Origin of the sequence: Streptomyces atratus (assembly GCF_040655115.1) — a bacterium.
Lineage (GTDB): Bacteria > Actinomycetota > Actinomycetes > Streptomycetales > Streptomycetaceae > Streptomyces > Streptomyces atratus_D.
Genome location: NZ_JBFAJH010000021.1, coordinates 20931 through 45819 on the forward strand (window position 1 = coordinate 20931; position 24889 = coordinate 45819).

A 24889-nucleotide genomic window follows, 5' to 3' on the forward strand; every position below is an offset into this window, starting at 1 on the left:
ATGGAAGGAGCGTAGCGATGCGTTCACATGGACATGAGCATGAGCATGGGCACGGACATGGGCACTGCGGGCCCGGTCATCACGGTGGGGGCGACTTTGAGGGGCGCCGTGCCGCCTTCGGGCAGTTCGGCCCGCCGTTCGGCGGCGGTCCTTTCGGTGGCGGCCCCTTCGGTGGGGGGCGCGGTCGCGGTGCCGGCCGGGGAAGGGCGCGGCGTGGTGACGTACGTGCCTCGATCCTGGCGTTGCTGAAGGGCCGGCCGATGCACGGGTACGAGATGATCCAGGAGATCGGCGAGCGCACCGGCGGAGCCTGGCGGCCGAGCCCCGGCTCGGTCTACCCGACCCTCCAGCTGCTGGAGGACGAGGGGCTGATCGTCAGCGAGAGTGAGGGTGGCAAGAAGTTGTTCACGCTCACCGACACCGGCCGCACCGAGGCGGAATCCGGGCCCGAGGCGCCCTGGGAAGAGGCCGGGCGCGGGGTCGACTGGGAGAGCGTCAATGAGATCCGACAGGCCGGCTTCGGCCTGATGGAGGCGTTCGGTCAGGTCTGGAAGACCGGCTCGGCCGACCAGCGCCAGAAGGCGCTGTCGGTGATCAACGACGCCCGGAAGAAGCTCTATCTGATCCTTGCCGACGAGCACTGACCCGAGGGATGGTTCCGGCGGGTGTGGTGCGAGGGCCCTGTGGCTGAGCCGTGGGGCCCTTCGTCCGTCCGGTGGTGGTCAGGCGGCGACCAGGCCGCCCACCTTGCGCAGCGACTCCACGAGTGCGGCTGTCGCCGAGTCCTTGAGCTCGCGCGCCATCAGGGAGGCCGCGGCTCCGGTGAACTCTCCGTCGATCCGGACCGTGGTGGCATCGCCGTCGGGTGTCAGTGAGTAGCGCATCGCGAGATTGCGCCCATCGGCCCCTTGCCCTTGGTGGTCAGCAGCCGGGCGGTCTCCAGTTCCGCCACGGTCCAGGTCACCTCGGCGGGGAAGCCCGTGAGCTTCATGTTCTCCTCGTAGGTGGTCGCGAGTTCGAGTGTGGCCGGGCCGCCCATGGGGAAGCTGGTGTGAGTGGCGTTCCACCGGCCGTACGCGGTGAAGTCCGTCAGTTGGGCCCAGACCTTCTCGGCCGGCACTTCGATACGTGCTTCGGCACTGACTTCGGCCATGCGACCACCCCTTCTCGTCGGGTTGCGGTGTCGCGGAACGTAGCGACAGTGGCGGGAACATTCAATACTGATGAACTGTCAGGTGTGTTGCTGCTTCGTCCGCCGGATCAGCGTCGCGTCGACCGGTCGGAGGCGCACGGGCGCGGGCCGTCGTCGTGGCAGCGGGACGCCGCCCGGAACAGGTCGGCAGGCAGAGCGTCACAGGGCGTGTGGACCGGGTGGACGTACTCCCGTCCGTCGATCGCAGACGGGATGACCAGCCGGCTCACTTCTGAGGCTCCCTGCCGGCCGCCGTACACATGGTGCGGCGAGAGGGACGTGTACGGGCAGGCCGCGGTTGATCGACGAGCGCAGGGCAAGGCGGCGCGCGCCGTTTCCGGCAACCGGATCAACGAATGGCGCGATCTCATCCGTAAGGAGGAGGAGCCGCTCTGGTGTCCCCAACTTCGGTGGGATGCGTAAATGGGCCCCTCCGGGGATGCTCGAGCGTCCCGGGACTGATGGGGTGAGAGGTGTGCAAAATCGGATGCCGCGGATTCCTCAGCAGCCCGCACCGAACCGTGCTGATCTCGGAGCCGGACTCACCGTGGAGCTGGCCTCGGTGGTGACGGGTGCGCGCAGGCGCGCCCTGCGTGACGGAGACCGGCAGATCGACACGGCTCATCTGCTGCATTCCCTCATCGAGTCGGATCCCGAGGTCCGCACCGCCTTCGAGGGCGGACCGCAGCTCGCGAAGGTGCTCGGCTACCTCGTGCAGCGCTCCATCGGTTACGGACTTCGCTGGCAGGGCACCGTGGAGGACTCCGGCGCGATTCCGGTCGTCACGGAGGTGGCTGCCGAGGTAAGGGATGCGGGAGTGGAGGGCTGGTCGCCCTCGGCTCTGTCGGCGATGGCCGGCGCGAGGGAGCGCGCGAAGCTGCGAGGGAACGCGCGGGCCGGCGGGCTCGATCTGCTCGCGGCGCTCGCTGCCGACCCGGAGTGCCGGGCCGTCGAGGTGCTGGAGCGGGCGGGTGTCGATGCGGTGCGGCTCGCCGGCCGGATCGTCGAGGTGCCCGGCAGGGACTGACGGCTTCTCGCCGCCAGGGCGCCCGGATCGGACAGCTGATGCGGGCGTGCGCCGGTCATGGGCCGCAGCGGTATCGGAGTGTTACGCGTGACAGTGGTCACCGGGGGTGACGCTCATGACGGCAGCTGCCATGATGTGCCGATGCACGCGTCTCAGGGGAGAAGCGCCGGCCTGGGACTAGCCCTGGCCTCGGCGTTCGCATTCGGTGGTTCCGGGGTGGCGGCCAAGCCGCTGATCGAGGCAGGGCTCGACCCGCTCCATGTGGTGTGGCTGCGAGTGGCGGGCGCCGCCCTCGTCATGCTGCCTGTGGCGTGGCGCCACCGGGATCTTGTACGCAGCCGTCCCGTGCTGCTCCTGGGCTTCGGGTTGCTTGCCGTCGCGGGCGTCCAGGCCTGCTACTTCGCCGCGATCTCCCGTATCCCCGTCGGTGTCGCGCTGCTCGTCGAATATCTGGCGCCCGCGCTCGTCCTCGGCTGGGTCCGGTTCGTGCAGCGCCGTCCCGTCACCCGGGCCGCCGCGGTCGGCGTCGTTCTCGCGGTCGGCGGTCTCGCCTGCGTGGTCGAGGTGTGGTCCGGGCTGAGCTTCGATGCCATCGGGCTGCTGCTCGCCCTCGGTGCCGCCTGCTGCCAGGTCGGCTATTTCGTCCTCTCCGACCCGGGGAGCGGGGGCAGGGCGGCGGGCGCGGAGCCTCCGCATCCGGTCGGCGTCATCGCGTACGGACTGCTGATCGGTGCGGCCGTCCTCACGGTGGTGGCGCGGCCCTGGAGCATGGACTGGTCGGTCCTCGGCGGCAGCACCGGCATGAGCGGCACGGAGGTTCCCGCCTGGCTGCTGCTCGTCTGGATCGTGCTGCTCGCCACCGTGATCGCCTATGTCACCGGCGTGATCTCGGTGCGGCTGCTGTCTCCTGCGGTGGCGGGTGTCGTGGCCTGTCTGGAGGCGGTCATCGCCACCGTGCTCGCCTGGGTGCTGCTCGGGGAACACCTCGCCGCGCCGCAGCTCATCGGCGGTGCCATGGTGCTGATCGGTGCGTTCATCGCCCAGTCGTCGACCCCTAAGGCGCCTGCCGGACCCGTCGCGTCGGGTTCCGGCGGGGCCGTGGACCGGGATGCCGTCGAGGGTGAGTTGTCCGCCGGCCGTGCCGCCACGTAAGGTGCCGATCATGCATCTCACCGTGCTTCCGCCGCCCGCCGCCTAGCGCGGGCCGCCACTCCTGACGAAGACCGGGCTCGGGAAGTCCCCGGGCGGATCGTCGCTGCCCGCGTGCCGAGCCGAGCGCGACCACCAGCTGTCTTCTTCAGGAGAAGTGCACGTGCCGAATCCTGCTTCCGGCCTGCCCGTCGGGCGGAGCCTGTTCTATCTGATCGTCGCCGGGGTGGCCTGGGGGACCGCGGGGGCTGCCGCCTCGCTGATCTTCCGGGTCAGCGATCTCGGTCCTCTCGCCCTCTCGTTCTGGCGCTGCCTCGGCGGTCTCGTGCTGCTGCTTGCCGCGCTCGTTCTGCGGCCGCGACGCGCAGCCGTCCCGGCCGAGTCACGGCGGCGCCGTCTGTTGCGCATCGTCGGGACCGGCGTCGGCCTCACCCTGTTCCAGAGCGCGTACTTCGCGGCCGTCGAGGCGACCGGTCTCGCGGTCGGGACCGTCGTCACTCTCGGGGCCGGGCCGGTACTCATCGCCGTCGGCGCGCGGCTGACCATGGGGGAGCGGCTCGGCGGCGGAGGGCTCGCCGCAGTGCTGGGCGCGCTCGCCGGGCTCACCGTGCTGGTGCTCGGCGGCGAGGGCGGTACGGTGCGCCCTGCCGGCGTCGCACTGGCGCTGCTCTCTGCCTCCGGATACGCCGCGATCACCTTGCTGACCCGGTGGCTCGGCCGCGACGGCGGTGGCTCCGACCCGCTCGCCACCAGTGCGTGGGCCTTCGGGATCGGGGCGCTCGGGCTGCTGCCGATGGCGGCTGCCGAAGGGCTTGTGCCCCACACGGCGGACGCCACCCAAGTGGTCTGGCTGCTCGTCTACGTGGCGGCCGTCCCGACCGCGCTCGCCTATGCGCTCTACTTCGCGGGCGCTGCGGTGGTGCGGGCGGCGACGGTGTCCGTGATCATGCTGCTCGAACCGGTGAGCGCCGCGGTCATCGCCGTTGTCGTGCTGCGGGAGCAGCTCACCGCGGCCACGGTCGTCGGCACGCTGCTGCTGCTCACGGCGGTGGCGGGGCTCGCCGTCGCCGAGACGCGCAGTGCGGCGAGCGCCCGCCGCCGGGCGGCCGTTCCCGCCTGACTGCGCCGGAGGGTGGGCCCGCCACCGGTGACGGGCCCACCCTCCGGGGGGCATCAGAGAACGGTCAGATAGTCGGGCACCGCGATGGCCGGATCGAGGTCGTCCGACGGCTGCGGTGCGCGGTAGCCGCGGGCCAGCGGCACGACACCCGCCCAGTGCGGCAGTGCGAGATCGTCCGGCTCGTCGTTCGGGCCGCCGGTGCGCACCTTCGCGGACACCTCGTCGAGGTCCAGCCGGATCACGGCCGTCGCGGCGAGCTCCTTGGCGTTCGCCGGGCGGGAGTCCGCGGTCCGGCCCGGGACGACGTGGTCGACGATCGCGTCGAGCGCGGTACGCCGCTCATCCGGGTCGGTCACCGTACGGGCGATGCCGTGGACCACCACGGAGCGGTAGTTGATCGAGTGGTGGAAGGCGGAGCGGGCCAGCACCAGCCCGTCGACATGCGTCACCGTGAGGCAGACGGGCAGGCCGGGGTCGGTCTCGCTCGCCTGCCGAAGCGGCCGCGAGCCGGTCGAGCCGTGTACGTACAGCCGTTCGCCGATCCGGCCGAAGAGCGTGGGCAGGACGACCGGTGCGCCGTCGCGGACGAAGCCGAGATGACAGAGGTAGGCCTCGTCGAGTATCGAGTGGACCAGCGCCCGGTCGTACGAGGCCCGCTTCGGGGAACGGGTCGGGACGGTCCGCTCGGTCGGTTCGTACGGGGCCGCCGCCTCCGGGCCCGTGTTCTGCTGCGGTGCGCTGTCCGACATGGCCAACTCCATTGCACTAGTGCATAATCATGTTTGTGCTAGAAGAATATCGGATCGTCGGACGGCGTGCGTCGGAGATTGCCGCGAGTGTCGAGCGGGCAGTCGGATCGGGCGAGCTCGCGCCCGGGCAAGTGCTGCCGCCCATGCGGGAGTTGGCTGCCCGGCTGGAGGTCAATCCGAATACGGTGGCGGCTGCCTACCGCACCCTTCGCGAGCGTGGGGTGATCGAGACGGCCGGCCGCCGGGGGAGTCGGGTGCGTCCGCGCCCCGCCAGTACGGCGCGTGGCTCGCTCCGGGTCGAGGCGCCGCCCGGGGCGCGCGATCTGGGGGAGGGGAACCCTGATCCGGCGTTGCTGCCCCCGCTGGACGAGGCGTTCGCGGCGGCCACGCGGGCGTATGCGGAGCGGCCGGGGATGTACGGAGAGGTTCCGGTGGACCCGGAGTTCGCCGCTCTGGCACGGGCCGCCCTCGACGCCGACGGGGTGCCGGCCGGGCCCGTGGCGGTCACTTCCGGTTCCCTGGACGCGATCGAGCGGGTGCTGGTCGCCCACCTCAAGCCCGGTGACGCGGTCGCTGTCGAGGACCCCGGCTGGGGCTCCCTGCTCGATCTCGTACCGGCGCTGGGTCTGCGCCCCGTGCCGATCCCCGTGGACGACGAGGGACCCCTGCCCGACGCCGTCGAAGGGGCGCTGAGCGCAGGTGCCCGTGCGCTCGTGGTGACCGACCGCGCGCAGAACCCGACAGGTGCCGCTGTCGGGGCGGCGCGCGCCGAGGAACTGCGCCGCGTTCTCGCCGGTCACCGCGGGGTGCTGCTGATCGAGGACGATCACGGGCATGCCATCGTCGATCTGCCGCTGCATCCGCTGGCGGGTGTCACGGACCGGTGGGCATTCGTGCGGTCGGTCGCCAAGGCGTACGGGCCCGATCTGCGGGTTGCCGTGCTGACCGGGGACCCGGTCACGGTCGACCGGGTCCTGGGGCGGCAGGGGCTGGGGCCCGGCTGGGTCAGCAGGCTCCTGCAGCGGGCGGTGGCGCACCTGCTGACCTCGGGTGCCGTGGACACCGGCGCGGTCGCCCGGTCGTACGGGGAGCGGCGGGATGCGCTCGTTCGGGCGCTGGGAGAGCGCGGTGTCGACGCGCACGGCCGCAGCGGCATGAATGTGTGGGTGCCGGTGAGCGACGAGACCGGGACCGTCGCCCGGCTGCTGGGCGCGGGCTGGGTGGTGGCACCCGGGGCGCGGTTCCGGGTTTCGGCACCTCAGGGGATCCGGCTCACCGTGTCACCGATCACCGCGGCCGACATCGAGCCGCTGGCGGACGCGGTGGCGGCAGCGGCGGGGCCGCTCCGCCCGCTGAATTACGGCTGAGCCGCGTGGTGATCAGTGGTCCGACGGGGCGAGCGGCTCGGGCTCGGGTGCGGTGGTCCGATGAGTCGGGGAGAGCGGCCGGGGGTTGGGCTTACGGGCTCTGCTCTGGGTGAGGGCGGCGCCCGCCAGGACGATGAGGGCGCCGACCGGGGTGTTCCAGGTCAGCTGTTCGCCGAGCAGGGCGACCCCGGCCGCGGTGGCGATGACCGGAATGAAGTACGTGACCATCTGCGCGGTCGTCGGTCCGACCTCTTCGACCAGGCTGTACTGCATCAGCACCGCGAGGCCCGTTCCGAGCGCCCCCAGCGAGACGACGGCGAGTGTCGGCAGCAGGGGGAAGCCGTCCGGGACCGACGTGAACAGCGGGGTGACCAGTGCGATCTGCACGGTACCGAGGAAGAGCTGGCTGCCGGTCAGGGCGAGGGCGGACGATCCGCTGCCGGCCAGGGTCCTGCGGACGTAGATCCAGCCGATCGGGTAGCTGAGGGAGGCGAGGAGCGCCATCGCTGTGCCGCTGAAGTCCAGCCCGGAGAAGCCCTGCCAGGCGCCCAGCACCGTCAGCACACCGAGGAAGCCGAGGCCGAGTCCCGCTACGCGGCGGCGGGTCGGCCGGTCCTCGGAGAGTGCGACGAGGGACAGCGCCATGCCCCACAGTGGCGACGTGGCGTTGCAGATGCCGGCCAGCGTCGACGGGATGGTCAGTTCGGAGTAGGCGAAGAGCGAGAAAGGCAGCGCGTTGAGGAAGAACGCGGCGACGGCGAGATGACCCCAGGTGCGGGCGGTGCGCGGCAGCCGCTCACGGCGCACCACCATGGCGACGGCCAGCACCGCCGTCCCCGACAGCAGCCGGCCGAGCGTGACCTGGAACGGGGCGTACGCCTCGGTGCCGACCTTGATCAGGAGAAAGCTGAATCCCCAGATGAGTGAGAGCGCCGCGAAGCGAATCCGCCAGTCAAGTGCGGGGCGGCGGGCGGAGGAGGGGACGGGAACACCGGTCGCCCGGGCGGGGGCGGCGGTCGCGGTGGGGGCGGTCATGAGGACAACGATGACGAATTCAACCCCGTAGGACAAGTGAGTCTTTGTGTCAGTCTTCGCGTAGCATTGCTTACATGTTGAACCTGGAGCGTCTGCGTACCCTGGACGCCCTCGCCCGCTTCGGTTCGGTGAGCGGCGCGGCGGCGGGCCTGCATGTCACCACATCGGCCGTCTCCCAGCAGCTGGCCAAACTGGAGCGCGAAGTGGGGCAGCAACTCCTCGCCAGGAACGGCCGCGGGGTCCGGCTCACCGACGCGGGGCGGTTGCTCGCCGACCACGCCGCGCGGATCCTGACCCAGGTCGAGCTGGCCCAGTCCGATATCGAGGCCCAGCGCGGAGAGGTGGTCGGCGAGGTCCGGATCGGCGCCTTTCCGACCGCGGCGCGCGGACTGTTCCCGGCGACGCTTGCCGCGCTGCGCGCGGACCACCCCGAACTGAAGGTACGCACCACCGAGTTGGAGCCGGAAGCCGGCATCCGTGCCGTGATGCGCGGCGACATCGATCTGGCGGTGGTGCTCGACTGGAGCAACAAGCGGCTGCCGGTCCCCGGCGGTCTGGCCATGGCCGAACTGCTCGACGACGCACCGGACATCGCGATGCCGGCCGGTCACCCGCTCGCGGACCGGACGGAAGTGGATCTGGAGGACTTCGCCGACGACGACTGGATCTCCTGGCCGGAGGGGGAGTTCTGTCACGACTGGCTGATGTTCACGCTGCGCTCCAAGGGCATCGAGCCGCGCATCGCTCATCTCGCGGGCGAACACCACACCCAGCTCGCGCTGATCGCTGTTGGGGTGGGGGTCTGCGTGGCACCCCGGCTGGGGCGGGGGGCGGTGCCGGACGGGGTGCGGCTCGTGCCCGTTCGGCAGAGGATGAGACGGCACGTCCACGCGGCGTGGCGGGCGGACGCGGACCGCCGCCCGTCGATCAGGGCGGCGGTTGCGGCCCTGCGTGCGGCGGGCCGGGAGTTCGACGCTCCGTTGAACGGGCCGGGTGCGGCCTGACCTCGTGGCGGCGGGGCGGTGCCGACGAGGGCATCGGCGGCGGGAATCAAGCCGGGTCCGCCAGCTTCCGGAAGTCCCAGGAAGTGATCGCCTCCGGGGCGAGCCGCAGCCACGCGTGCCGCCCGTCCTGCGGCATCACGTCCATCCCGAAGTACTTCGCCGCGAACAGCCGTTCCGGGACCTTCAGTTCGGGGCACGCCTCGCCGGCGCGAGGGGCCTTGCCGACGAAGACCGCCTCGCCCGAGAGCTCCACGCCACGCAGTTCTCCGTACTCCGCCCCGCCGTCGACGACCACCGCGATCCTCGGGTCGTGGCGCAGCTGGGACCAGCGCAGGGACCGGGTGATCGAGTGCAGCCGGAGAGAGGCGCCGTCCCAGGTGAACCAGAGAGCGCCGATGTGCGGGCGACCGTCGGCGGAGACGGTGGCGACCCGGCAGGTGCGCTGCTCTGTGAGGTAGGTGCTGCGTTCCGTGTCCGTCATCATGATCCGACGGCCCAGTCGCTGAACGACGACCATGGAGTGCCCCTTCCAGATGGCTGACTAGGTGTCAGAAAGCATGGATCTCCTCTTCCCTCCTGGCGTAATGGCCGTCAGCCTCGCGCGCCCAGCCGTCAGCAGAGAGACCGCCTGCAGACACCAGGAGCCACCGAGAGGGGCCGCCGTGCCGTCCAGGGAGCAGCTCGCCGAGCAGCTCGATCCGGCCACCACCGTTCTCCTGACGGTCGAGTTCCGGCAGGGCGTCGTGGGCCCCGACAGCGCACTGCCCGAACTCGCCGAGGAGGCACGCGGATCCGGCGCTCTCCACCATGTCGCCCGGCTGGTCGCCACCGCCCACGAGGCCGGTGTCCAGGTGCTGCACGCGGTCGCCGAACGGCGCCCCGACGGGCGCGGTGCCAACCACAACGTCCGCCTCTTCCGGGCCGCCGGGCGCCTGCCCGTGCAGCAGCACTCCGGCACCACGGCGGTCCGGATCGCCGCGCCCATCGAGGTGGCCGACGAGGACATCGTCGTACGCAGGCTGCACGGCCTCTCGCCCATTGCCGGCACCGATGTGGACGCGCTGCCGCACCTTCGTCGTCACCGGCGTCTCAGTCGATGTCGCCATCCCCAACGCCGTCTTCGACGCGGTGAATCTCGGGTACATGGCGGTCGTGCCGTCCGACGCCATCGCGGGGGTGCCCGCCGACTGCACCCCCGCGATGATCCGTCACACGCTCGCCCTCGTCGCCACCGTCACCGTCACGCAGGACGTGCGGGGCTGCTGGCAGAACCCCCGGGGAGCCAGGTCCTGACCTACGAGGAGAGCGTGATCGAGTCGCCCTCGACCTTGATCGACGCGGCGGGCAGCGGTTCGGTGGCAGGCCCCGCCGACACACTGCCCGTCACGGCGTCGAACTTGCTGCCGTGACACGGGCAGTTGATGGTGCCGCCCGAGACGCTCGACACCGCGCACCCCTGATGCGTGCACTTCGACGAGAACGCCTTGAACTCCCCGGCCTTCGGCTGCGTGACGACGACACCCTTGTCGGCGAAGACCTTCCCGCCGCCCTCCGGGATGTCGGCGGTCTTCGCCAGGACGCCCGCAGCACCGTCGGCACCGGCCTGTTCGACGGCGGCCGAACCGCCCGAGTCCTTCGAGGCGCCGCACGCGGTGAGTACGGCGGCCACTCCGACGGCACCGGCGGCTGCGACGACGGTGCGACGTCCGGGACGGACCTCGTGCTCCTGCGATGTGCTCATGCTGGCATTCCCTTCCGCGGTGTTCATGGCTTCGACCGGGGATACGCGCGATCGATGTCCCGTGTTCAACGACCGAGGGTTTTCCTCAGAAAGACCCGCTCCAGGAGCAACAGATGGACGGCCGTCTCCTCCTGGGTGACCAGGTGGCTCGACCTGGAAGAGCGGCAGCACCGTGTGCGGTCGTCCCGTCGCCAGCAGCGCGGCGGAGAACCGCAGCATGTGGGCGACGGCCACATTGCCGTCGGCGAGTCCGTGCACCAGCATGAGCGGCCACGTCAGCCGGTGCGCCTCGGCCAGCAGCGAATTGCGCTCGTACGTTTTCCGGGTCCGCCTCCGGACCGCGCTCTGCGTCTCGGTATCGGTGGCATCCCAGCCGGCCGCCCGGTTGGCATGACGCGGATCGTTGCCTTCAGCTTCGTGGGACTGGTCTCATCGGATGGCGTCACCGCGGTGAACGCCCAGGTCAGCTGCGTCTGCGACGTGCCCTTCGGCCGATGTTCCTTGAGGACGGACAGGCCCGGGACGTCGTCCGTGCGCCGACGGAGGGCGACTTGCTCCGTCTCCTCGGAGCAACTGCGGGACAGCCTTCGCGCCATCTTCGCGGGCAGTCGGTCCGTCGTCCAGGAGCGGAGCTTGTCGGGGTTGAGTACGGCCCAGATGCGATTGATTCGGTTGCCCGTGACGTCGAACCCCATCACCGATACGGTGACGCCGTCCAGTTGAGCCACCAGACCCGGCTGACCGTTGACCGTGCACTCCACGAGTGTCACGCCGAGCGCCGAAACGGGCCGGTCAGCGAAGAAGCGTGCGATCTGCTCGGCGCCTTCGACCGGGTGGAGCGCGGCTGTGACGAGTCCGCCGCCGTCGCCGGTGGCCGTGGCGTCGGGGGCCAGCAAGCTGATGAGGGCGTCGATGTCCTTGGCCTCCCAAGCCTGCTTGAAGGCTCTGACGGTGCCGGCGCGCTGGGCTGCCGGGGCCGCGTCAGGCTGCGACGCGCGAATGCGTCGGCGGGCCGAAGAGGCCAGCTGGCGGCACGCCGCCGGTGTCCGGCCGACGATCTCGGCCACTTCGGCGAAGGGGTAGCGGAAGACGTCGTGCAGGATGAACGCGACGCGTTCGGCCGGGGTCATCGCCTCGAGCACGACGAGGAAGGCCATGGTGACCGACTCGTCGAGGGTGACCCGGTCGGCCGGGTCGACGATGCCGGCGCCCGGCCGCCCGCCGATCCACTCCGTACGGTCGGGCAGCGGCTCCGGGATCCATTCGCCCACGTAACGCTCGCGCCTGGCCCGTGCCGAGCCGAGCAGATCGAGGCAGATACGGCTGGCGACGGTCGTCAGCCAGGCGCCGGGGAGCCGATGGCTTCCTGCTGCTGTGGGGACATGGCGTACCAGCGGGCGTAGGTCTCCTGTACGACATCCTCGGCATCGGCCAGGGAGCCCAGCAGCCGGTACGCCAGGTTGGTCAGCTGACGCCGTTCGCTCACGATCGCGCTCAGGCCCGGATCGGGCCGGTCGTGTCGCGGCTCGGATGGGTTGGTCATGGTGTCACCGGCTCCCTCGGACGCTCTGCCTCACCCTTGACGACGAACCGTGACATCGAATTGTGAGGTGGCACGTCGCCTCACATCTCGCAGGGCTGTCCCGTCGTACCGATCAGGCCCGTACAGGAAGGAAACCGATCATGGAACCCGTGAACGTCGCGATCATCTACTACAGCTCCACCGGCACCATACATACCTTGGCGCAAGCAGCCGTCGAGGGCGCGGAGGAGGCCGGCGCCCACGTGCGGCTGCGCAAGGTTGCTGAAACGGCTCCCCCGGAGGCGGTCAGCGCCAGGCCGGAGTGGGCCCGCCACCTGAAGGACACCACCGACGTTCCCGAAGCCGGCCACGACGACCTGGAATGGGCCGACGCGGTGCTGTTCGGCACCCCCACCCGCTTCGGCAACCCGGCCAGCCAGCTCAGGGCGTTCATCGACACCACGGGCCCCCTGTGGTTCCACGGCAAGCTCGCGGACAAGGTGTACTCGGCCTTCACCGCCTCCAACACCGCCCACGGCGGGCAGGAATCCACCCTCCTGGCGCTGGCGAACACGTTTTGCCACTGGGGCGGCATCATCGTGCCCCCCGGCTACACCGACCCCATCCAGTTCCAGTCAGGCAACCCCTACGGCACTTCCCACGTGGCCGCCGACGGCCCGCCCGGTGAGGTGGCCCTGCAGGCGGCCCGCCACCAGGCCCGCCGCGTCGTCGACACTGCGGCCTCCCTCAAGACCGGCCGCGCCGCCTGAACCAGCATCGTCGAGGCCGACGATCTCGGTACCTACGTGATGAAGTTGTCTACCATGTCGCGCTGACCTGCAGCGATGCAGCTTCAGTCGCCTCTGACCAGCGCGGATGAATCTTTGAGGGTCTTTCAGCCGGCGCCTGCCGCATCTCAGCGGCCCGCCTTGCACCCTGTTGCCGCATCCCACCGGCAGGGCTTTCCTTCACGAGACGGCATCGAGGATTCACGGGTGTTCGCCCGCCCGGTCTTCCCCTTGCCTGTTGCCACCGGGTGGAACAGCGGCACTTGGGCTTCTCCCCGGAGCCTCGCACGCCGCCGTTACCAGCGACGCACGTCCGGGCGGGGATGGGCCATCGGACACGGACCCGAGGCTGCCCTGTCGTCGGCGACATCGCCGCCCCCTCTCCAAGAGCACCCACTCAACACACGCGACCTCGTGTCGCACCTGCACGTGGAAAGTGCAGTGCCTTCCGCTGGCGACGATCAAACCCCTGGACAAGGTTCACCGTCCCAGCTCAGGAAGGCACTTGCGCGTTTCGGTCAGCATGCGGACCAGCCCGAACCGAAACGGCGAGGTCAAGGCTTGCGTGCGACTCCGCTGAACATCGCTACCTCGTCCGGCATGCCTGTGGTATCCGTCTCAGGGCGCCAGCGGCTGCAGGACACCACTCCGGGGTCGAGGAGCTCCAGGCCTTCGAAGAACCGAGTGACCTGGCCAGGAGTGCGCTGGGTGAGCTTAGGGGTGCCGTGCTCGTTCCAGAACGCCACTGCCGCGTCCACATCGGGCATCGCCGGATCCGTGATGGTGTGGGAGAGGACCAGGTGGCTCCCGGACGGCAGTGCATCCATCAGGCGGCTGACGATGCCGTACGCCTCCGCGTCGTCCTCAAGGAAAATGACCACGCCGAGGAGGATGAGTGCGACAGGCTCACTGAAATCCAGGGTCTTCGCCGCGTGTTCCAAGATGACGTCGACGTTGCGCAGGTCCTCGTCGAGGTAGTCGGTCTTCCCCTCGGGTGTGCTGGTGAGCAGGGCACGCGCGTGGGCGAGCACCAGCGGGTCGTTGTCGACGTAGACGATGCGGGATTCCGGGGCCAGCCGTTGGGCGACCTCGTGGGTGTTGTCGGCCGTCGGCAGGCCGGTACCTATGTCGAGGAACTGCCGGATCCCGCATTCGGCGACCAGGTACCGCACCGCGCGCCCGAGGAACAGCCGATCCGCCTGGGCGTAGTCGCCGATGCCCGGGTGCAGCTCGCGGATCTGGTCGCCGGCCTCTTGGTCCACCGGGTAGTGATCCTTGCCGCCCAGCCAGTAGTTCCAGATCCGAGCCGTATGCGGCTGCCTGGTGTTGATCCTGTCACGCTGCTGGGACACATCGGAAGACGTCGACTGCTCGGCCACGGGGTCTCCTCTTGGAGTCAAGCTCACTTCAATGTCAACGCGCAGCCTACATAAACGAGTTATGCCCCAAGGTGGCAAGTCGTCTGCGCGATCAGCTGCCCCGAGCGTGACTTGGGGCGCTGCGGGTCCTGCCTGCGGAACGAGGATTGGCTGTTCACGCACGAGAACGGTGGACCGGCACGTCGGCGATGTCCGCACCGCGATGCAGCACGTCGCGGAGCATGGCGGGGGTCAATGTGCGGGTGGACATGTTGCGCTGGCTCGGGTGGTAGCCCCCGATCAGGTGCAACACCCGTTCACTTCGGGTATCGGTGAGCTGCGCGTGTGCGCCGTGTCCGAAGGCCGAGCGCGGACGGGGCACCTGCCACCCGGTGTCGGTGAGTACCGGGAGCAGCGCCTGCCAGGCGAAGCCGCCGAGCACCACGATCGCGCGCAAGGTCGGGCGCAGGAGTTCGAGCTCCCGGGCGAGCCATGGCCGGCAGGTCTCGCGCTCAGCGGTGCTGGGGCGGTTGGCGGGCGGCGCGCAGTGCACCGGAAGCGTGATCCGTACGCCGTACAGCTCCATCCCGTCGTCGCGGTGCGTGGCCACTGGCTGGGAGGCGAGACCGAGGTCGTACAGGGCGGCATAGAGTGCATCGCCGGACGGGTCACCGGTGAAGATGCGTCCGGTGCGATTGCCGCCGTGCGCGGCCGGAGCCAGTCCGATGATCGCCAGCGGTGCGTCCGGTGGGCCGAAGCCGGGCACGGGCCTGGCCCAGTACTCCCAGTCCCGGAAGGCCCTGCGCTTGACGCGTGCGGCCTCCTCCCTCCAGGCCACCAACCGCGGGCAGGCACGGCAGGTGCTCACCGTCTGGTCCAGTTCGCGCATTGAATCCAGTCGGGGAGCCGTCACCAACGGGAAGCTGCGGGTCTGCGGCGTTGGGCGGCTGCCGTGCATGCTCATGCTCCTCCTCGCACCGTCTGTTGAACGGTCGCGTGACGGCCCCGGCCGGCTCGCCCCGGACGATCCATCGTGAAGGGCGCCCCCGATAAAGTGAGTAAGTCGGAAAAACCCCTGCGTGGGGCAGGCGCCGGCCGCCCACGGTTGCGGGCCGGGCTGACCGATCGATCTGGAAGGTGCCCGTCATGGCCGAGCAGATCACCTGGTGCCGAGTCTACGAGGAGACCTCGCCCAAAGACGGCACGCGGGCCCTTGTCGACCGTGTCTGGCCACGGGGCGTGCGCAAGGACGAGGTGCACCTGGACGAGTGTTTGCGCGATGTCGCCCCCTCGACCGAACTGCGCCGCTGGTACGGCCACGAGCCCAGCCGCTTCGCCGAGTTCCGCCGCCGCTACCTGTCCGAGCTGAAGGACGCCGGTCACCGGCAGCCGCCGAGCGCCTGCGTGACGCATGATCACCGTGGCGGAACCGCCGACAATCGGTCGGTCAAGTGTCACGGTGGACCAGCGCGGCGAGGACGTCCCGGTGGTACCGCGAGATCACGTCCAAGTGGATGTCTTTGGGGCACACCGCGGTGCATTCGCCGATCTGCGTGCAGCCGCCGAACCCTTCCGCGTCGTGCTGGTCGATCATGGCGAGCGCGCGCGAGTCCCGCTCGGGCTGGCCCTGCGGGAGCAGACCCAAGTGGGTGATCTTCGCGCCGAGGAACAGCGCCGCCGAGCCGTTGGGACAGGCCGCGACGCACGCTCCGCAGCCGATGCAGGTCGCCGCGTCGAACGCCGCGTCGGCGTGGGCCTTCGGCACGGGCACGGCGTGCGCGTCGGGTGCGGCGCCGGTCGGGGCGCTGATGAAGCCGCCCGCCTGGATGATCCGGTCGAACGCGCCACGGTCGACGACGAGGTCCTTGACCACCGTGAACGGCTCGGCGCGCCAGGGCTCGACGTCGATCACGTCACCGTCGTTGAAGCTGCGCATGTGCAGTTGGCAGGTCGTGATGAGTGCTTTGGGTCCGTGCGCGATGCCGTTGATGACCAGACCGCACGTGCCGCAGATGCCCTCGCGGCAGTCGCTGTCGAACGCGATCGGGTCTGCGCCCTCCAGCGTGAGCCTTTCGTTCAGCGCATCGAGCATCTCCAGGAACGACATGTCCGGCGAGACGTCCTCGACGTCGTACGTGACCATGCTTCCCTTGTGGTGCGTGCCCTTTTGGCGCCACACCCGCACCGTGATGTTCACGTGTAGCTCCGCTGCTTCATCTCGACGTAGTCGTACTCGAGGTGTTCCTTGCGAAGCACGGGGGTGCCGGCGTCGCCGCAGAATTCCCAGGCGGCGACATACGCGAAGCGGTCATCGTCGCGCAGTGCCTCGCCCTCGGCGGTCTGGCTCTCGGCCCGGAAGTGGGCTCCGCATGACTCCTCCCGGTGCAAAGCGTCGATGCACATCAGCTCGCCCAGCTCGAAGAAGTCCGCCACTCGCCCGGCACACTCCAACGTCTGGTTCAGTTCCTCGTTCGTGCCGGTGACCTTGACGCCCTGCCAGAACTCCGACTTGAGGGCGCGCACCCTGTGGAGGGCATGGGTCAGGCCCTCCTTCGTACGCTCCATGCCGCAGTGGTCCCACAGGATGCTGCCGAGCTCCTTGTGGAAGGAGTCCACCGTGCGCTCGCCGTTGATCGACAGCAGGGTGTCGATCCGGTCGCGTACGGCCTGGACCGCGTCCTGTGCGGCGGGGTGCGATGCGTCGAGCTTCTCGAAGGGCCCCGCGGCCAGGTAGTCGCTGATCGTGTTGGGAAGGACGAAGTAGCCGTCCGCGAGTCCCTGCATCAGCGCGCTCGCGCCGAGCCGGTTGGCGCCGTGGTCGGAGAAGTTGGCCTCGCCGATGACGAACAGGCCCGCAATCGTGCTCTGCAGGTCGTAGTCGACCCACAGGCCGCCCATCGTGTAGTGCATGGCCGGGTAGATCCGCATCGGCACCCGGTACGGGTCCTCGTCGGTGATCTGCTGGTAGATGTCGAACAGGTTGCCGTACTTCGCCTCGACGGCGGGGCGGCCCGTCCGTTCGATCGCGTCGGTGAGGTCGAGGTAGACGCCGAACCCGCCGGGACCAACGCCGTGGCTTTGGTCGCATACGATCTTGGCCGCGCGGGAGGCGACGTCACGCGGTACGAGGTTGCCGAACGCGGGATACCTCCGCTCGAGGTAGTAGTCGCGGTCCTGCTCCGGGATGTCGCGCGGGTCGCGGTCCTCGCCGCGCTTCTTCGGTACCCAGATCCGGCCGTCGTTGCGCAGCGACTCGCTCATCAGCGTCAGCTTGGACTGGTGTCCGCCGCTGGCCGGGATGCAGGTCGGGTGGATCTGTGTGAAGCACGGGTTGGCGAACAGGGCGCCCTTGCGGTGGGCGCGCCATGTCGCGGTGACGTTGCAGCCCATCGCGTTGGTGGACAGGAAGAAGACGTTGCTGTAGCCGCCGGACGCGAGCACGACCGCGTCGGCGAAATGGGTCTCGATCTGTCCCGTTGTCATATCGCGCACGACCACGCCGCGCGCCCTGCCGTCGACGGTGATCACGTCGAGCATCTCGTGGCGCGAGTACACCTGCACGGTGCCGGCTGTGACCTGCCGCTCGAGTGCCTGGTACGCGCCGAGCAGTAGTTGCTGACCCGTCTGGCCGCGGGCGTAGAAGGTACGCGAGACCTGCACGCCTCCGAACGAGCGGTTGTCCAGCAGCCCGCCGTACTCGCGGGCGAACGGAATGCCCTGGGCGACGCATTGGTCGATGATGTCGACGCTGAGCTGGGCGAGGCGGTAGACGTTGGACTCGCGCGAGCGGAAGTCCCCGCCCTTGACGGTGTCGTAGAACAACCGGTGGATGCTGTCACCGTCATTGCGGTAGTTCTTCGCCGCGTTAATGCCGCCCTGCGCCGCGATACTGTGCGCGCGGCGGGGGCTGTCCTGGTAGCAGAAGGTCGTGACCTGGTAGCCGGCCTCGCCGAGCGTGGCAGCGGCCGAGCTTCCGGCGAGGCCGGTGCCGATGATGATGACCGAGAGCTTGCGGCGGTTCGCCGGGTTGACCAGCTTGGCGTTGAACCTGCGGGCGTCCCAGCGCTCCTCGATCGGGCCCGACGGCGCCTTCTCGTCCGCGACCGGATCCCCAACGGTGTAGTAGTCCGCGGGCGGGACGGTTTCTCCGGTGTTCACGCTAGCCAACCCATCCGAACAGGACCGAGAACGGCACGACCAGGAACCCGATCGTGATCACGAGTGCGACCGCGGTGGCCGCGACGTTGAGATGCAGGCGTCGCCGGACACTGGTGTTGGCGCCCAAGGTGGCAAAGGCGCTCCAGAAGCCGTGCCGCAGGTGGAACCCGAGTGCGGTCAGCGCGATCGCGTACCTGAGGACCACCCACCAGATCCCGAAACCGTTGACGGTCCGCTCAAACGGGCTCGGTGAGGCCCCTCCGGGATGGATCGTGTTCGTGGTCAGCTGCAGCAGGTGATAGATGACGAACAGCGCCACGGTCACCCCGCCCCAGCGCATAGTGAACGACGCGTAGGTGCGCTGGACACCGCCACGGCCCCGGGTGCTCTGGTAACGCCAGCCACCGCGGCCCGCGGTCGCCCTGCGGGCGCGTCTCCACAGCGTCATCGCCGCATAGATGTGAACCAACACGCTCGCGAGCAGCACCACCCGGATGATCCACAGGGCGCCGGAGTAGGGGAGGAACGGTTCACCCATCGTCCGCAGGTAGCGGGCGTAGTCGTCAAAGGCAGCACGGCCGGAGAAGACCTTGAGGTCGCCGTACATGTGGACCAGGAGAAACAGCACCATGATCAAGCCGGAGATCGCCATGGCCGCCTTGAGCGCCACGGTCGAGCGCGAAGCCGGCACGCGGTGGCGAGCCGTCGTCAGGGGGATGGGCCGTCGTCACCCGCACATGGTTTCAGGCGACGCTGCTCACAGGGCTCGGACACACGAGCCATCTGGGCGATCCACGCCGTGCGGTGGATGCACGCCGGCGACGTGGCCGTGGCGCGGGATGCAGGTCAGGGCAGCTTGGCTACCGTCAGCAGGACGGCGGAGTCCTCGAGCGCCTCGAGGCTGTGGCGGGAGTCAGGAACGATGAGCAGGTCTCCCGTGCGGCCCTCCCATGACAGCTCGCCTGCCGACAGTCGCACGCGCCCGTGCAAGACCTGCACCGTCGCCTCGCCCGGGTTCTCGTGCTCGGCGAGACTGGCGCCTTCGGTCATGCCGATGACCGTCTGACGCAGAACCTTCTCGTGGCCGCCATAGACGGTGTCCGCGGTGTGACCACCACCCGCGGCGGCTGCCAACTCCAGCTGTTGACGGGCCAGCGCTTCCAGGGAGGTTTTCTGCATCCCACCAGTCTCCCGCTTCGATGAGCCAGGGCAACTCGGGGTGGCCCGGGCGGGCCACGTGGCAACGGGCCTCACCGGTTTGGTCCCGTGTCTCCCCGGGGGCGGGAGGCTCCCGCGTAGGCCGGTCCGGGCCTGCTCGGCGCCTGCGGGCCGCAGCAGACTACCGCGGCTCGCCGACGAGCTGCTCGTCACCGCCGACAGTCTCACGTGCCGACCGTGTGTCCGGACGTTACAGGGACTGCCGGTAGCCGAAGAATTCGTGGTCCTGGTTGTATCCGCCAAAGCCGCTGCCGATGTCGGAGAAGTCGGCGACGAACTCGATCTCCTTGATCCATTTGACTTGTTTGAAGCCGAGTTCGAGCTCGTTGCGCAGCCGTAGCGGCGCGCCGTGGCCGAATGACAGAGGTTGGTCGTTCATGTCGTAGGCGAGCATGGCGAGCTTGCTGCGCATGTGTTCGATGGGGTGGGCGTCGTAGTAGGTGCCACCGTCGGAGCCTTCTCCCAGGGAGTAGAACACCACCCACCTGGCGTGCGGGTCGGGCGTGACCAGGTCGAGGATCGTGGCCATGGACACGCCGCCCCATTCGGCGACACCGGACCAGCCCTGGATGCAGAAGTGCTGGGTGATCTGCTCGTGCGCGGGCAGTTTCCTCAGGTCGTCGAGGGACAGCTCGGCCGGGTGGGCGACCAGGCCGCCGATGCGCAGCCGGTAGTCGGCGAAACCGCCTGCCTGCAGGGCCTTGTACTCGGCAGAGTCTGGGTAGCGGCCGTTGTGCCAGAAATAGGGGGAGATGTCTTTCTCGGTGTACTCGCCGGGGGAGACATCGACGTGTTCGAACAGGCGCTGAGCCGGACCGATGAGGGCATACCCGAGGCGCTGCACGACCCGGGGATGGCGCAGGGTCAGCGGTGTGGCCGCGACCCAGGCGGCGACGACCACCGCCATCCAGCCGAGGAAGATCCACAAGCCGAGCCGGCTGCTGTCGTTGCGGCCGCTGTCGATGTGGTTGAGGTTGACCAGGAGCCCAGTCGTGAAGACCAGACTCACGTGGACCACGATGAACAGCACGAACCAGGTGAAGACCAGGAAGTGCACAGACCGGGCGGTCTGGATGCTCAGCACCCGGCTGATGCGCTTGAAGCGGGTCGACAGCGCCGGTGACATACCCAGCCCGGTGATCAACGCCAGGGGGGCCGCGACGAAGACCGTGACGAAGTAGGCCAGCAGTTGCAGCCCGTTGTACACCACCCAGCCGCTCTCCCGCGGCCAGTCCAGCGACAAGTACTGGATGGCCACAGAAGCGGCGTTGGGGAAGACGCTCCAGGTGGTGGGGACCAGGCGTTTCCACTGCGCGGTGACGAACAGCAGCACGTAGAAGACGAGACCATTGAGCAGCCACAGCGTGTTCACCCCCAGGTGCCACCACCGGGCCAGACCGATCGAGTGCCGGATCCCGGGGAGGCCGACCCCGCGGGGCAGGCCGATCGAGTCCTGCTTCGCGGTCCACAGCGGGTCAGCGGAGACGGGCTTTTGCATCCGGAACCATTCCCGCCCCGGGGTGCTGTGCCGGGTCCAGTACAGGCGCGGATGATCGGCCAGGATCTGCAGGCCCGATCGCAGGGTGAACAGCATGAAGAACAGGTTGAAGAAGTGCGACCACCGTGCCCATGACGGAACGCCCAGGTAGGCGCCGTCGCGATCAGCGCGCGGATCGGTGCCGGGATACTCGGCGATGAACCGCTGCACCGACGGCATGCCCCGCAGTCCCTTCGCCGCGGCGACGCACCCCAGCAACCCCACGAAGCCGATCGGGAGCAGCCACAGCAGGTTGAACCACCTGCTGCCCAAGCGCACCCGCGGAGCGACCCCGCCGGCCGCCGGAATAGAGCCCGCCCAGGTCGCCGCGTCGACGACGTCGTCACCTCGTGTCAGGTTCGCGCGGAAACCTCCGGGGATCTGGGAGGAGGCACCCGACGCGTGCGGCAGCGCACCGTCACCCGTCACGTGCTCGTCATCCGGTATGCCGTCCACCTCCCGTTACGCTGCAAGGACTGCCAAACCCCATGGCTTTGGACCGGTCGGGAGGCTGCAGTGACCGAGCCCACCGGAATATGGGCGGACCGATCCATCTGACCACCTCCGGCAGACGCCCGCACGCGCAACACACAGCACACCGGCTCCCCACGACATACGTGTGTCGCCGTCCTGTGAAGTACACGCTCACCGGTTCCACGACCGAGCCCGAGGCATCCATCAAGCGGTACGGATCCCAGGCACCGCCGGTCGCGTCCAAGGATCTGCTGGTGGCCGGGAAGTCCGCAGCGACGATCCGGTCGTGCGGCCATGATCTTTCAAGGTCGAACACGTTCAACACGAGTGACGCGAGGCGGTACGCCGAGGCGGCCGCAGTGCCGCTGTCAGCGTCCTGACCCAGGGGTTGGTCGCCGGACGGTGCTGGGTCAGGCGTGGATCCCCAAAGGGGGCCTCCTTGTGTGCGCTGCGCTCCGGCGACCTGCCGAGGTGTGCGACGAGCGCTACGCCGGTCTGCATCGCATGCCAGCCGGTCCATCTGCCGGATCCGGACCACCACGCCCGATTCCGGCAGGAGAATGTGCGGCAGAGACCCGCAGCTGTGACGAGTCTCGCATGGCAGCCATGTTAGGGCGTGCCGGTCGCGGCCCGGGTGAGTCGTGGCGGTTCGCGAACGCCGTGCCGGCGGGCCGTGCTGCCTGCCGTGGAGGCCGCCGGCTGGGTGACCCGGCCCCGCCCCCTATTCGGCCATGGCGCGCGGGCCGTCCGGCGAGCCGCTGACGCGGGGCCGCCGGTGAACCGGTTCGGCTGCTACCACGTCAGCCAGCACAACGTCTTCACCGGCCGTCTCACCCCGGTGATGCTGCGTGCGGCACTCGGCGCAGCCGCCGAGACGGCCGGGCTGTAGTTCCTGCGTGAGAACGGGCCGTGCCGTGGGCGGTCAGCTCAGGCCGGGGAAGGGGCCGGCCAGGGAGTGCAGCACATGGTCGGGCGCGGCTGCCCGCAGTTCGTCGGCGTGGTAGTGGCCGCTGGCGACTCCGATCGCGGTGGCACCGGCTGCGTGGGCGGCTTCGATGTCGTGTGGGGTGTCGCCGACGACGTAGACGTCCTGCTTGCCCAGGTCCCGGTTGTGCAGGCGGGCGGCCTTGGCGATCGCGAGGCGGGTGACCTCGGTGCGGTCCGGGGAGTCGGAGCCGTAGGCGCCGAAGACGAAGTAGCGGCCCAGCTTGCCCGGCTCCATCTTGGTGCGGGCGGCGCCTTCCATCGCCCCGGACACCACGCCGAGGATCACCCCCGCCGCCATCAGCCGCCGCAGGGTCTCTTCGACGCCGTCGAGTACCCGGTAGCCGGGCGAGGTCCAGATGTCCTCGGACAGGTGCCACAGGTATTGGCCGTAGAGCCGGGTCATCTCGTCGGGGCCGGGGTCGCGGCCCAGCACCGCCTTGAAGGTCGCGGTGCCGACCTGCGGGTCGGTCTCCCCGGCGGAGCTGTGTTCGCCGATGTCGGCGGAGACTGCGTGGAGTTGGTCGAAGGCCCACGCCCAGCTGCGGGCCCCGGATCCGCCGGTGTGCACCAGCGTCTCGTCGATGTCGAACAGCACCGTGATCGGTCGTGCCATGCCGCTGGTCCTCCTCGCCCGTTCCTCACAGGTGCCGCCACGGTCAGATGGACGTTTTCTCGTCGTGCCCGCCGAACTGCTTGCGCATCGCGGACAGCGTCTTGTCGGTGAACTCATCGAGGTGGCGTGAGGCGAACCGGGAGTACAGGGCCGCGGTCGCCACCGGAGCCGGGACGCCCTCGTCGATCGCCGCGATGGTGGTCCACCGGCCCTCCCCGGAGTCCGAGACGCGCCCGGCGAAGTCCTCCAGGTCCGGCGACTGGCGCAGTGCGGCCGCGGCGAGATCCAGCAGCCAGGACCGGACGACGCTGCCCCGCCGCCACACCTTGCGGTGCGGCGGGGATGGACCCTTCGGTCAGCCGCGTTGCGCCAGCCAGGGCTGCTGCCAGCGCGGGTGGCCGCGCACCAGCGCATCGGCCTCGGCCGGCCCCCACGACCCCTTCCGGTACGGCAGCACCTCCGGTGGTGCGTCCAGCAGCGGCTGCACGATCCGCCACGTTTCCTCCACGCTGTCCTCGCGGGCGAACAACTGATGGTCGCCTGTGAGGGCGGCGTGGAGCAGCCGCTCGTAGGGGTCTGGCGGCTCGCCCAGCTCCCGGGCGAACGAGGTGTCCAACGGCACCATGCGCCATGAGTGGCCGTCCAGCGCTGCCAGTTGCAGCCGCAGTCCCGGGTCGGGATCGATGCGCAGCACGATCTGATTGGGCTCGACCTGCCTCGGGTCCGGCAAGAACGCCAACCGGGGCGTGCGATGCAGGAACAGCCGCACCTCGGTGACCTGTTCGGGGAGTTCCTTCCCGGCGCGCAGGAAGACCGGCACACCCGCCCACCGCCAGTTGTCGATCTCCAGGCGCAGCGCGGCGAACGTCTCCGTCACCGATCCTTGCGCCACCCCCGGCACATCCTGGTAGCCCGCGTACTGGCCACGCACGTAGTGGTGCGGGTCGGCGGCCGGCATCGCGCGGAACACCTCGGCCTTCTTGTCCCGCAGGTCATCCGCGCCCGTCCCGACCGGGGGGTCCATCGCGACCAGGGCGAGCACCTGCAGCAGATGGTTCTGCACCACATCGCGCAGCGCCCCGACCGGGTCGTAGAAACTGCCCCGGTCCTCCACCCCGAAATTCTCGGCCATCGTGATCTGCGCGCAGCAGATGCTGCCCCGGTCCCACAGGTTCGCCAGCGCCAGGTTGGCGAACCGCAGATATTCCAGCTCGATGACCGGTTCCTTGCCCAGGAAATGATCCACCCGCAGGATCTGATCCTCGGCCAGCACCTCGCGCAGCAGGGCGTTGAGCTGCCGGGCGGAGGCCAGGTCGTGCCCGAAAGGCTTCTCCACCGCCACCCGCGCGCCCTCGGTCAACCCGGCGGACGCAAGCCGCTCGACGATCGGCCCGAACAGCGAGGGCGGCACCTCTAGGTAGTACAACGGGCGCCGGTGATCGGACAGCCGCTCGCCGAGCCGCTCGTACAGCGCGCCGTCGGTGACATCGCCCGCCAGGTACGACAGCCGACCGGCCAGCCGATCGAACACGGCGTCCTCAAGCTGCTCCCCGGCGCCGCTGATCGCCTTCCGGGCGCGCTGGACCAACTGGTCAGCAGACAGCTCGTCGGCGGCTACCGCGACGATCGGACAGTCCAGCAAGCCGCGCCGTTCCAACCGGTACAGCGCCCGGAACGTCATCTTCCGCGCCAGATCCCCGGTGATCCCGAAGACCACCAGTACGTCCGCCGTACGCTGCTGCCCGGTCACGACTGAACCGCGTCCGTCATGCCCCGCCTCCTCATCCGGGAAGAAGGCAATCCGCAGCGTGGCGGATCACCTCGTACCTGCCCTGATTGTCGTGCGCCCC

At 69.6% G+C, this 24889-nt stretch carries 21 protein-coding genes and 6 pseudogenes; 10 read left to right on the forward strand and 17 right to left on the reverse strand.

Translation table 11 applies throughout. The features are described from left to right. The first annotated feature begins 17 nt into the window (after positions 1 to 17). The gene (locus tag AB0I23_RS22485; RefSeq protein ID WP_359111660.1) at positions 18 to 644 is read left to right on the forward strand and encodes a PadR family transcriptional regulator; all 627 of its coding nucleotides are present in this window, start codon (positions 18 to 20) and stop codon (positions 642 to 644) included. A 78-nt stretch (positions 645 to 722) separates the two neighbouring features. Here the strand turns inward: AB0I23_RS22485 and AB0I23_RS22490 are convergent. After that, positions 723 to 1153 (reverse strand): annotated as a pseudogene (locus AB0I23_RS22490) (type II toxin-antitoxin system Rv0910 family toxin). Between the two features lie 514 nt (positions 1154 to 1667). On the opposite strand from AB0I23_RS22490, the gene AB0I23_RS22495 reads away from it, so the two are divergent. The 3 genes from AB0I23_RS22495 to AB0I23_RS22505 all read left to right on the forward strand — a co-directional run bounded on the left by AB0I23_RS22495 (position 1668) and on the right by AB0I23_RS22505 (position 4488). Further along, a complete protein-coding gene (locus AB0I23_RS22495; RefSeq protein WP_359111662.1) occupies positions 1668 to 2219 on the forward strand; it encodes a Clp protease N-terminal domain-containing protein in 552 nt (183 codons plus the stop codon). A gap of 141 nt (positions 2220 to 2360) precedes the next feature. Next, positions 2361 to 3371 carry an EamA family transporter gene (locus AB0I23_RS22500; RefSeq protein WP_359111665.1) on the forward strand — a complete coding sequence of 337 codons (1011 nt, stop codon included), beginning with the start codon at positions 2361 to 2363 and terminating at the stop codon, positions 3369 to 3371. Positions 3372 to 3531: 160 nt separating this feature from the next. Further along, entirely contained in the window at positions 3532 to 4488 is a 957-nt protein-coding gene (locus AB0I23_RS22505; RefSeq protein WP_359111668.1) for a DMT family transporter, read from the forward strand. A gap of 53 nt (positions 4489 to 4541) precedes the next feature. Here the strand turns inward: AB0I23_RS22505 and AB0I23_RS22510 are convergent, their stop codons facing one another. Then, entirely contained in the window at positions 4542 to 5237 is a 696-nt protein-coding gene (locus AB0I23_RS22510; protein ID WP_359111670.1) for a pyridoxamine 5'-phosphate oxidase family protein, read from the reverse strand. A gap of 35 nt (positions 5238 to 5272) precedes the next feature. On the opposite strand from AB0I23_RS22510, the gene AB0I23_RS22515 reads away from it, so the two are divergent. Next, positions 5273 to 6604, forward strand: coding sequence for an aminotransferase class I/II-fold pyridoxal phosphate-dependent enzyme (locus AB0I23_RS22515; protein WP_359111673.1), 1332 nt, complete (start codon positions 5273 to 5275; stop codon positions 6602 to 6604). 12 nt (positions 6605 to 6616) lie between these two features. Here the strand turns inward: AB0I23_RS22515 and AB0I23_RS22520 are convergent, their stop codons facing one another. Next, positions 6617 to 7639: a DMT family transporter gene (locus AB0I23_RS22520; protein WP_359111676.1), complete on the reverse strand. Its 1023-nt coding sequence runs from the start codon at positions 7637 to 7639 to the stop codon at positions 6617 to 6619. A 74-nt stretch (positions 7640 to 7713) separates the two neighbouring features. On the opposite strand from AB0I23_RS22520, the gene AB0I23_RS22525 reads away from it, so the two are divergent. Further along, positions 7714 to 8643 carry a LysR family transcriptional regulator gene (locus AB0I23_RS22525; RefSeq protein WP_359111679.1) on the forward strand — a complete coding sequence of 310 codons (930 nt, stop codon included), beginning with the start codon at positions 7714 to 7716 and terminating at the stop codon, positions 8641 to 8643. 46 nt (positions 8644 to 8689) lie between these two features. Here the strand turns inward: AB0I23_RS22525 and AB0I23_RS22530 are convergent, their stop codons facing one another. Continuing rightward, positions 8690 to 9160 (reverse strand): pyridoxamine 5'-phosphate oxidase family protein, encoded by a 471-nt coding sequence (locus tag AB0I23_RS22530; protein ID WP_359111681.1) that lies wholly within the window; start codon positions 9158 to 9160, stop codon positions 8690 to 8692. A gap of 145 nt (positions 9161 to 9305) precedes the next feature. Here AB0I23_RS22530 and AB0I23_RS22535 point away from each other — a divergent pair. Beyond that, positions 9306 to 9936, forward strand: a pseudogene (locus AB0I23_RS22535) (cysteine hydrolase family protein). A gap of 1 nt (position 9937) precedes the next feature. Here AB0I23_RS22535 and AB0I23_RS22540 read toward each other — a convergent pair. From AB0I23_RS22540 to sigJ, 3 genes and pseudogenes are all read right to left on the reverse strand, one after another. Continuing rightward, positions 9938 to 10384: a Rieske (2Fe-2S) protein gene (locus AB0I23_RS22540; RefSeq protein WP_359111682.1), complete on the reverse strand. Its 447-nt coding sequence runs from the start codon at positions 10382 to 10384 to the stop codon at positions 9938 to 9940. Between the two features lie 231 nt (positions 10385 to 10615). Continuing rightward, positions 10616 to 10684: pseudogene (locus AB0I23_RS22545) on the reverse strand (hypothetical protein); the annotation flags it as partial. 317 nt (positions 10685 to 11001) lie between these two features. Next, positions 11002 to 11927: pseudogene (gene sigJ / locus AB0I23_RS22550) on the reverse strand (RNA polymerase sigma factor SigJ); the annotation flags it as partial. A 140-nt stretch (positions 11928 to 12067) separates the two neighbouring features. Between sigJ and wrbA the strand changes: the two are divergent. Then, entirely contained in the window at positions 12068 to 12676 is a 609-nt protein-coding gene (gene wrbA, locus AB0I23_RS22555; RefSeq protein WP_436846982.1) for an NAD(P)H:quinone oxidoreductase, read from the forward strand. 572 nt (positions 12677 to 13248) lie between these two features. Here wrbA and AB0I23_RS22560 read toward each other — a convergent pair. Beyond that, entirely contained in the window at positions 13249 to 14073 is an 825-nt protein-coding gene (locus tag AB0I23_RS22560) for an SAM-dependent methyltransferase (protein WP_359111683.1), read from the reverse strand. Positions 14074 to 14227: 154 nt separating this feature from the next. Beyond that, positions 14228 to 15010, reverse strand: coding sequence for a uracil-DNA glycosylase (locus AB0I23_RS22565; protein ID WP_359111786.1), 783 nt, complete (start codon positions 15008 to 15010; stop codon positions 14228 to 14230). A gap of 188 nt (positions 15011 to 15198) precedes the next feature. Here AB0I23_RS22565 and AB0I23_RS22570 point away from each other — a divergent pair. Continuing rightward, positions 15199 to 15378, forward strand: a pseudogene (locus tag AB0I23_RS22570) (DUF488 domain-containing protein); the annotation flags it as partial. A 121-nt stretch (positions 15379 to 15499) separates the two neighbouring features. Here the strand turns inward: AB0I23_RS22570 and AB0I23_RS22575 are convergent. The 5 genes from AB0I23_RS22575 to AB0I23_RS22595 form a co-directional block, all read right to left on the reverse strand. Continuing rightward, on the reverse strand, positions 15500 to 16249 hold the full coding sequence (locus AB0I23_RS22575) for a succinate dehydrogenase/fumarate reductase iron-sulfur subunit (RefSeq protein ID WP_359111685.1): 750 nt from the start codon (positions 16247 to 16249) through the stop codon (positions 15500 to 15502). After that, entirely contained in the window at positions 16246 to 18210 is a 1965-nt protein-coding gene (locus tag AB0I23_RS22580) for a fumarate reductase/succinate dehydrogenase flavoprotein subunit (RefSeq protein ID WP_359111687.1), read from the reverse strand. Before AB0I23_RS22580 ends, AB0I23_RS22575 begins: the two co-directional genes overlap by 4 nt. Before the next feature lies 1 nt (position 18211). Next, complete coding sequence (locus AB0I23_RS22585; protein WP_359111690.1) at positions 18212 to 18901, reverse strand: succinate dehydrogenase cytochrome b subunit; 690 nt, start codon at positions 18899 to 18901, stop codon at positions 18212 to 18214. A 155-nt stretch (positions 18902 to 19056) separates the two neighbouring features. Then, entirely contained in the window at positions 19057 to 19389 is a 333-nt protein-coding gene (locus tag AB0I23_RS22590; protein WP_359111692.1) for a cupin domain-containing protein, read from the reverse strand. Between the two features lie 229 nt (positions 19390 to 19618). Continuing rightward, positions 19619 to 21421, reverse strand: a complete 1803-nt coding sequence (locus AB0I23_RS22595; RefSeq protein ID WP_359111694.1) for a molybdopterin-dependent oxidoreductase — start codon at positions 21419 to 21421, stop codon at positions 19619 to 19621. Positions 21422 to 22106: 685 nt separating this feature from the next. Here AB0I23_RS22595 and AB0I23_RS22600 point away from each other — a divergent pair. Further along, positions 22107 to 22328: pseudogene (locus tag AB0I23_RS22600) on the forward strand (uracil-DNA glycosylase); the annotation flags it as partial. Between the two features lie 33 nt (positions 22329 to 22361). Here AB0I23_RS22600 and AB0I23_RS22605 read toward each other — a convergent pair. From AB0I23_RS22605 to AB0I23_RS22615, 3 genes are read right to left on the reverse strand one after another with little or no spacing between them, the layout of a single operon-like run. Next, complete coding sequence (locus AB0I23_RS22605; RefSeq protein ID WP_359111696.1) at positions 22362 to 23039, reverse strand: HAD family hydrolase; 678 nt, start codon at positions 23037 to 23039, stop codon at positions 22362 to 22364. Positions 23040 to 23082: 43 nt separating this feature from the next. Next, positions 23083 to 23364, reverse strand: a complete 282-nt coding sequence (locus tag AB0I23_RS22610) for a hypothetical protein (protein ID WP_359111698.1) — start codon at positions 23362 to 23364, stop codon at positions 23083 to 23085. Positions 23365 to 23394: 30 nt separating this feature from the next. Further along, positions 23395 to 24789, reverse strand: a complete 1395-nt coding sequence (locus AB0I23_RS22615; protein ID WP_359111700.1) for a glucose-6-phosphate dehydrogenase — start codon at positions 24787 to 24789, stop codon at positions 23395 to 23397. Positions 24790 to 24889: the final 100 nt, after the last annotated feature.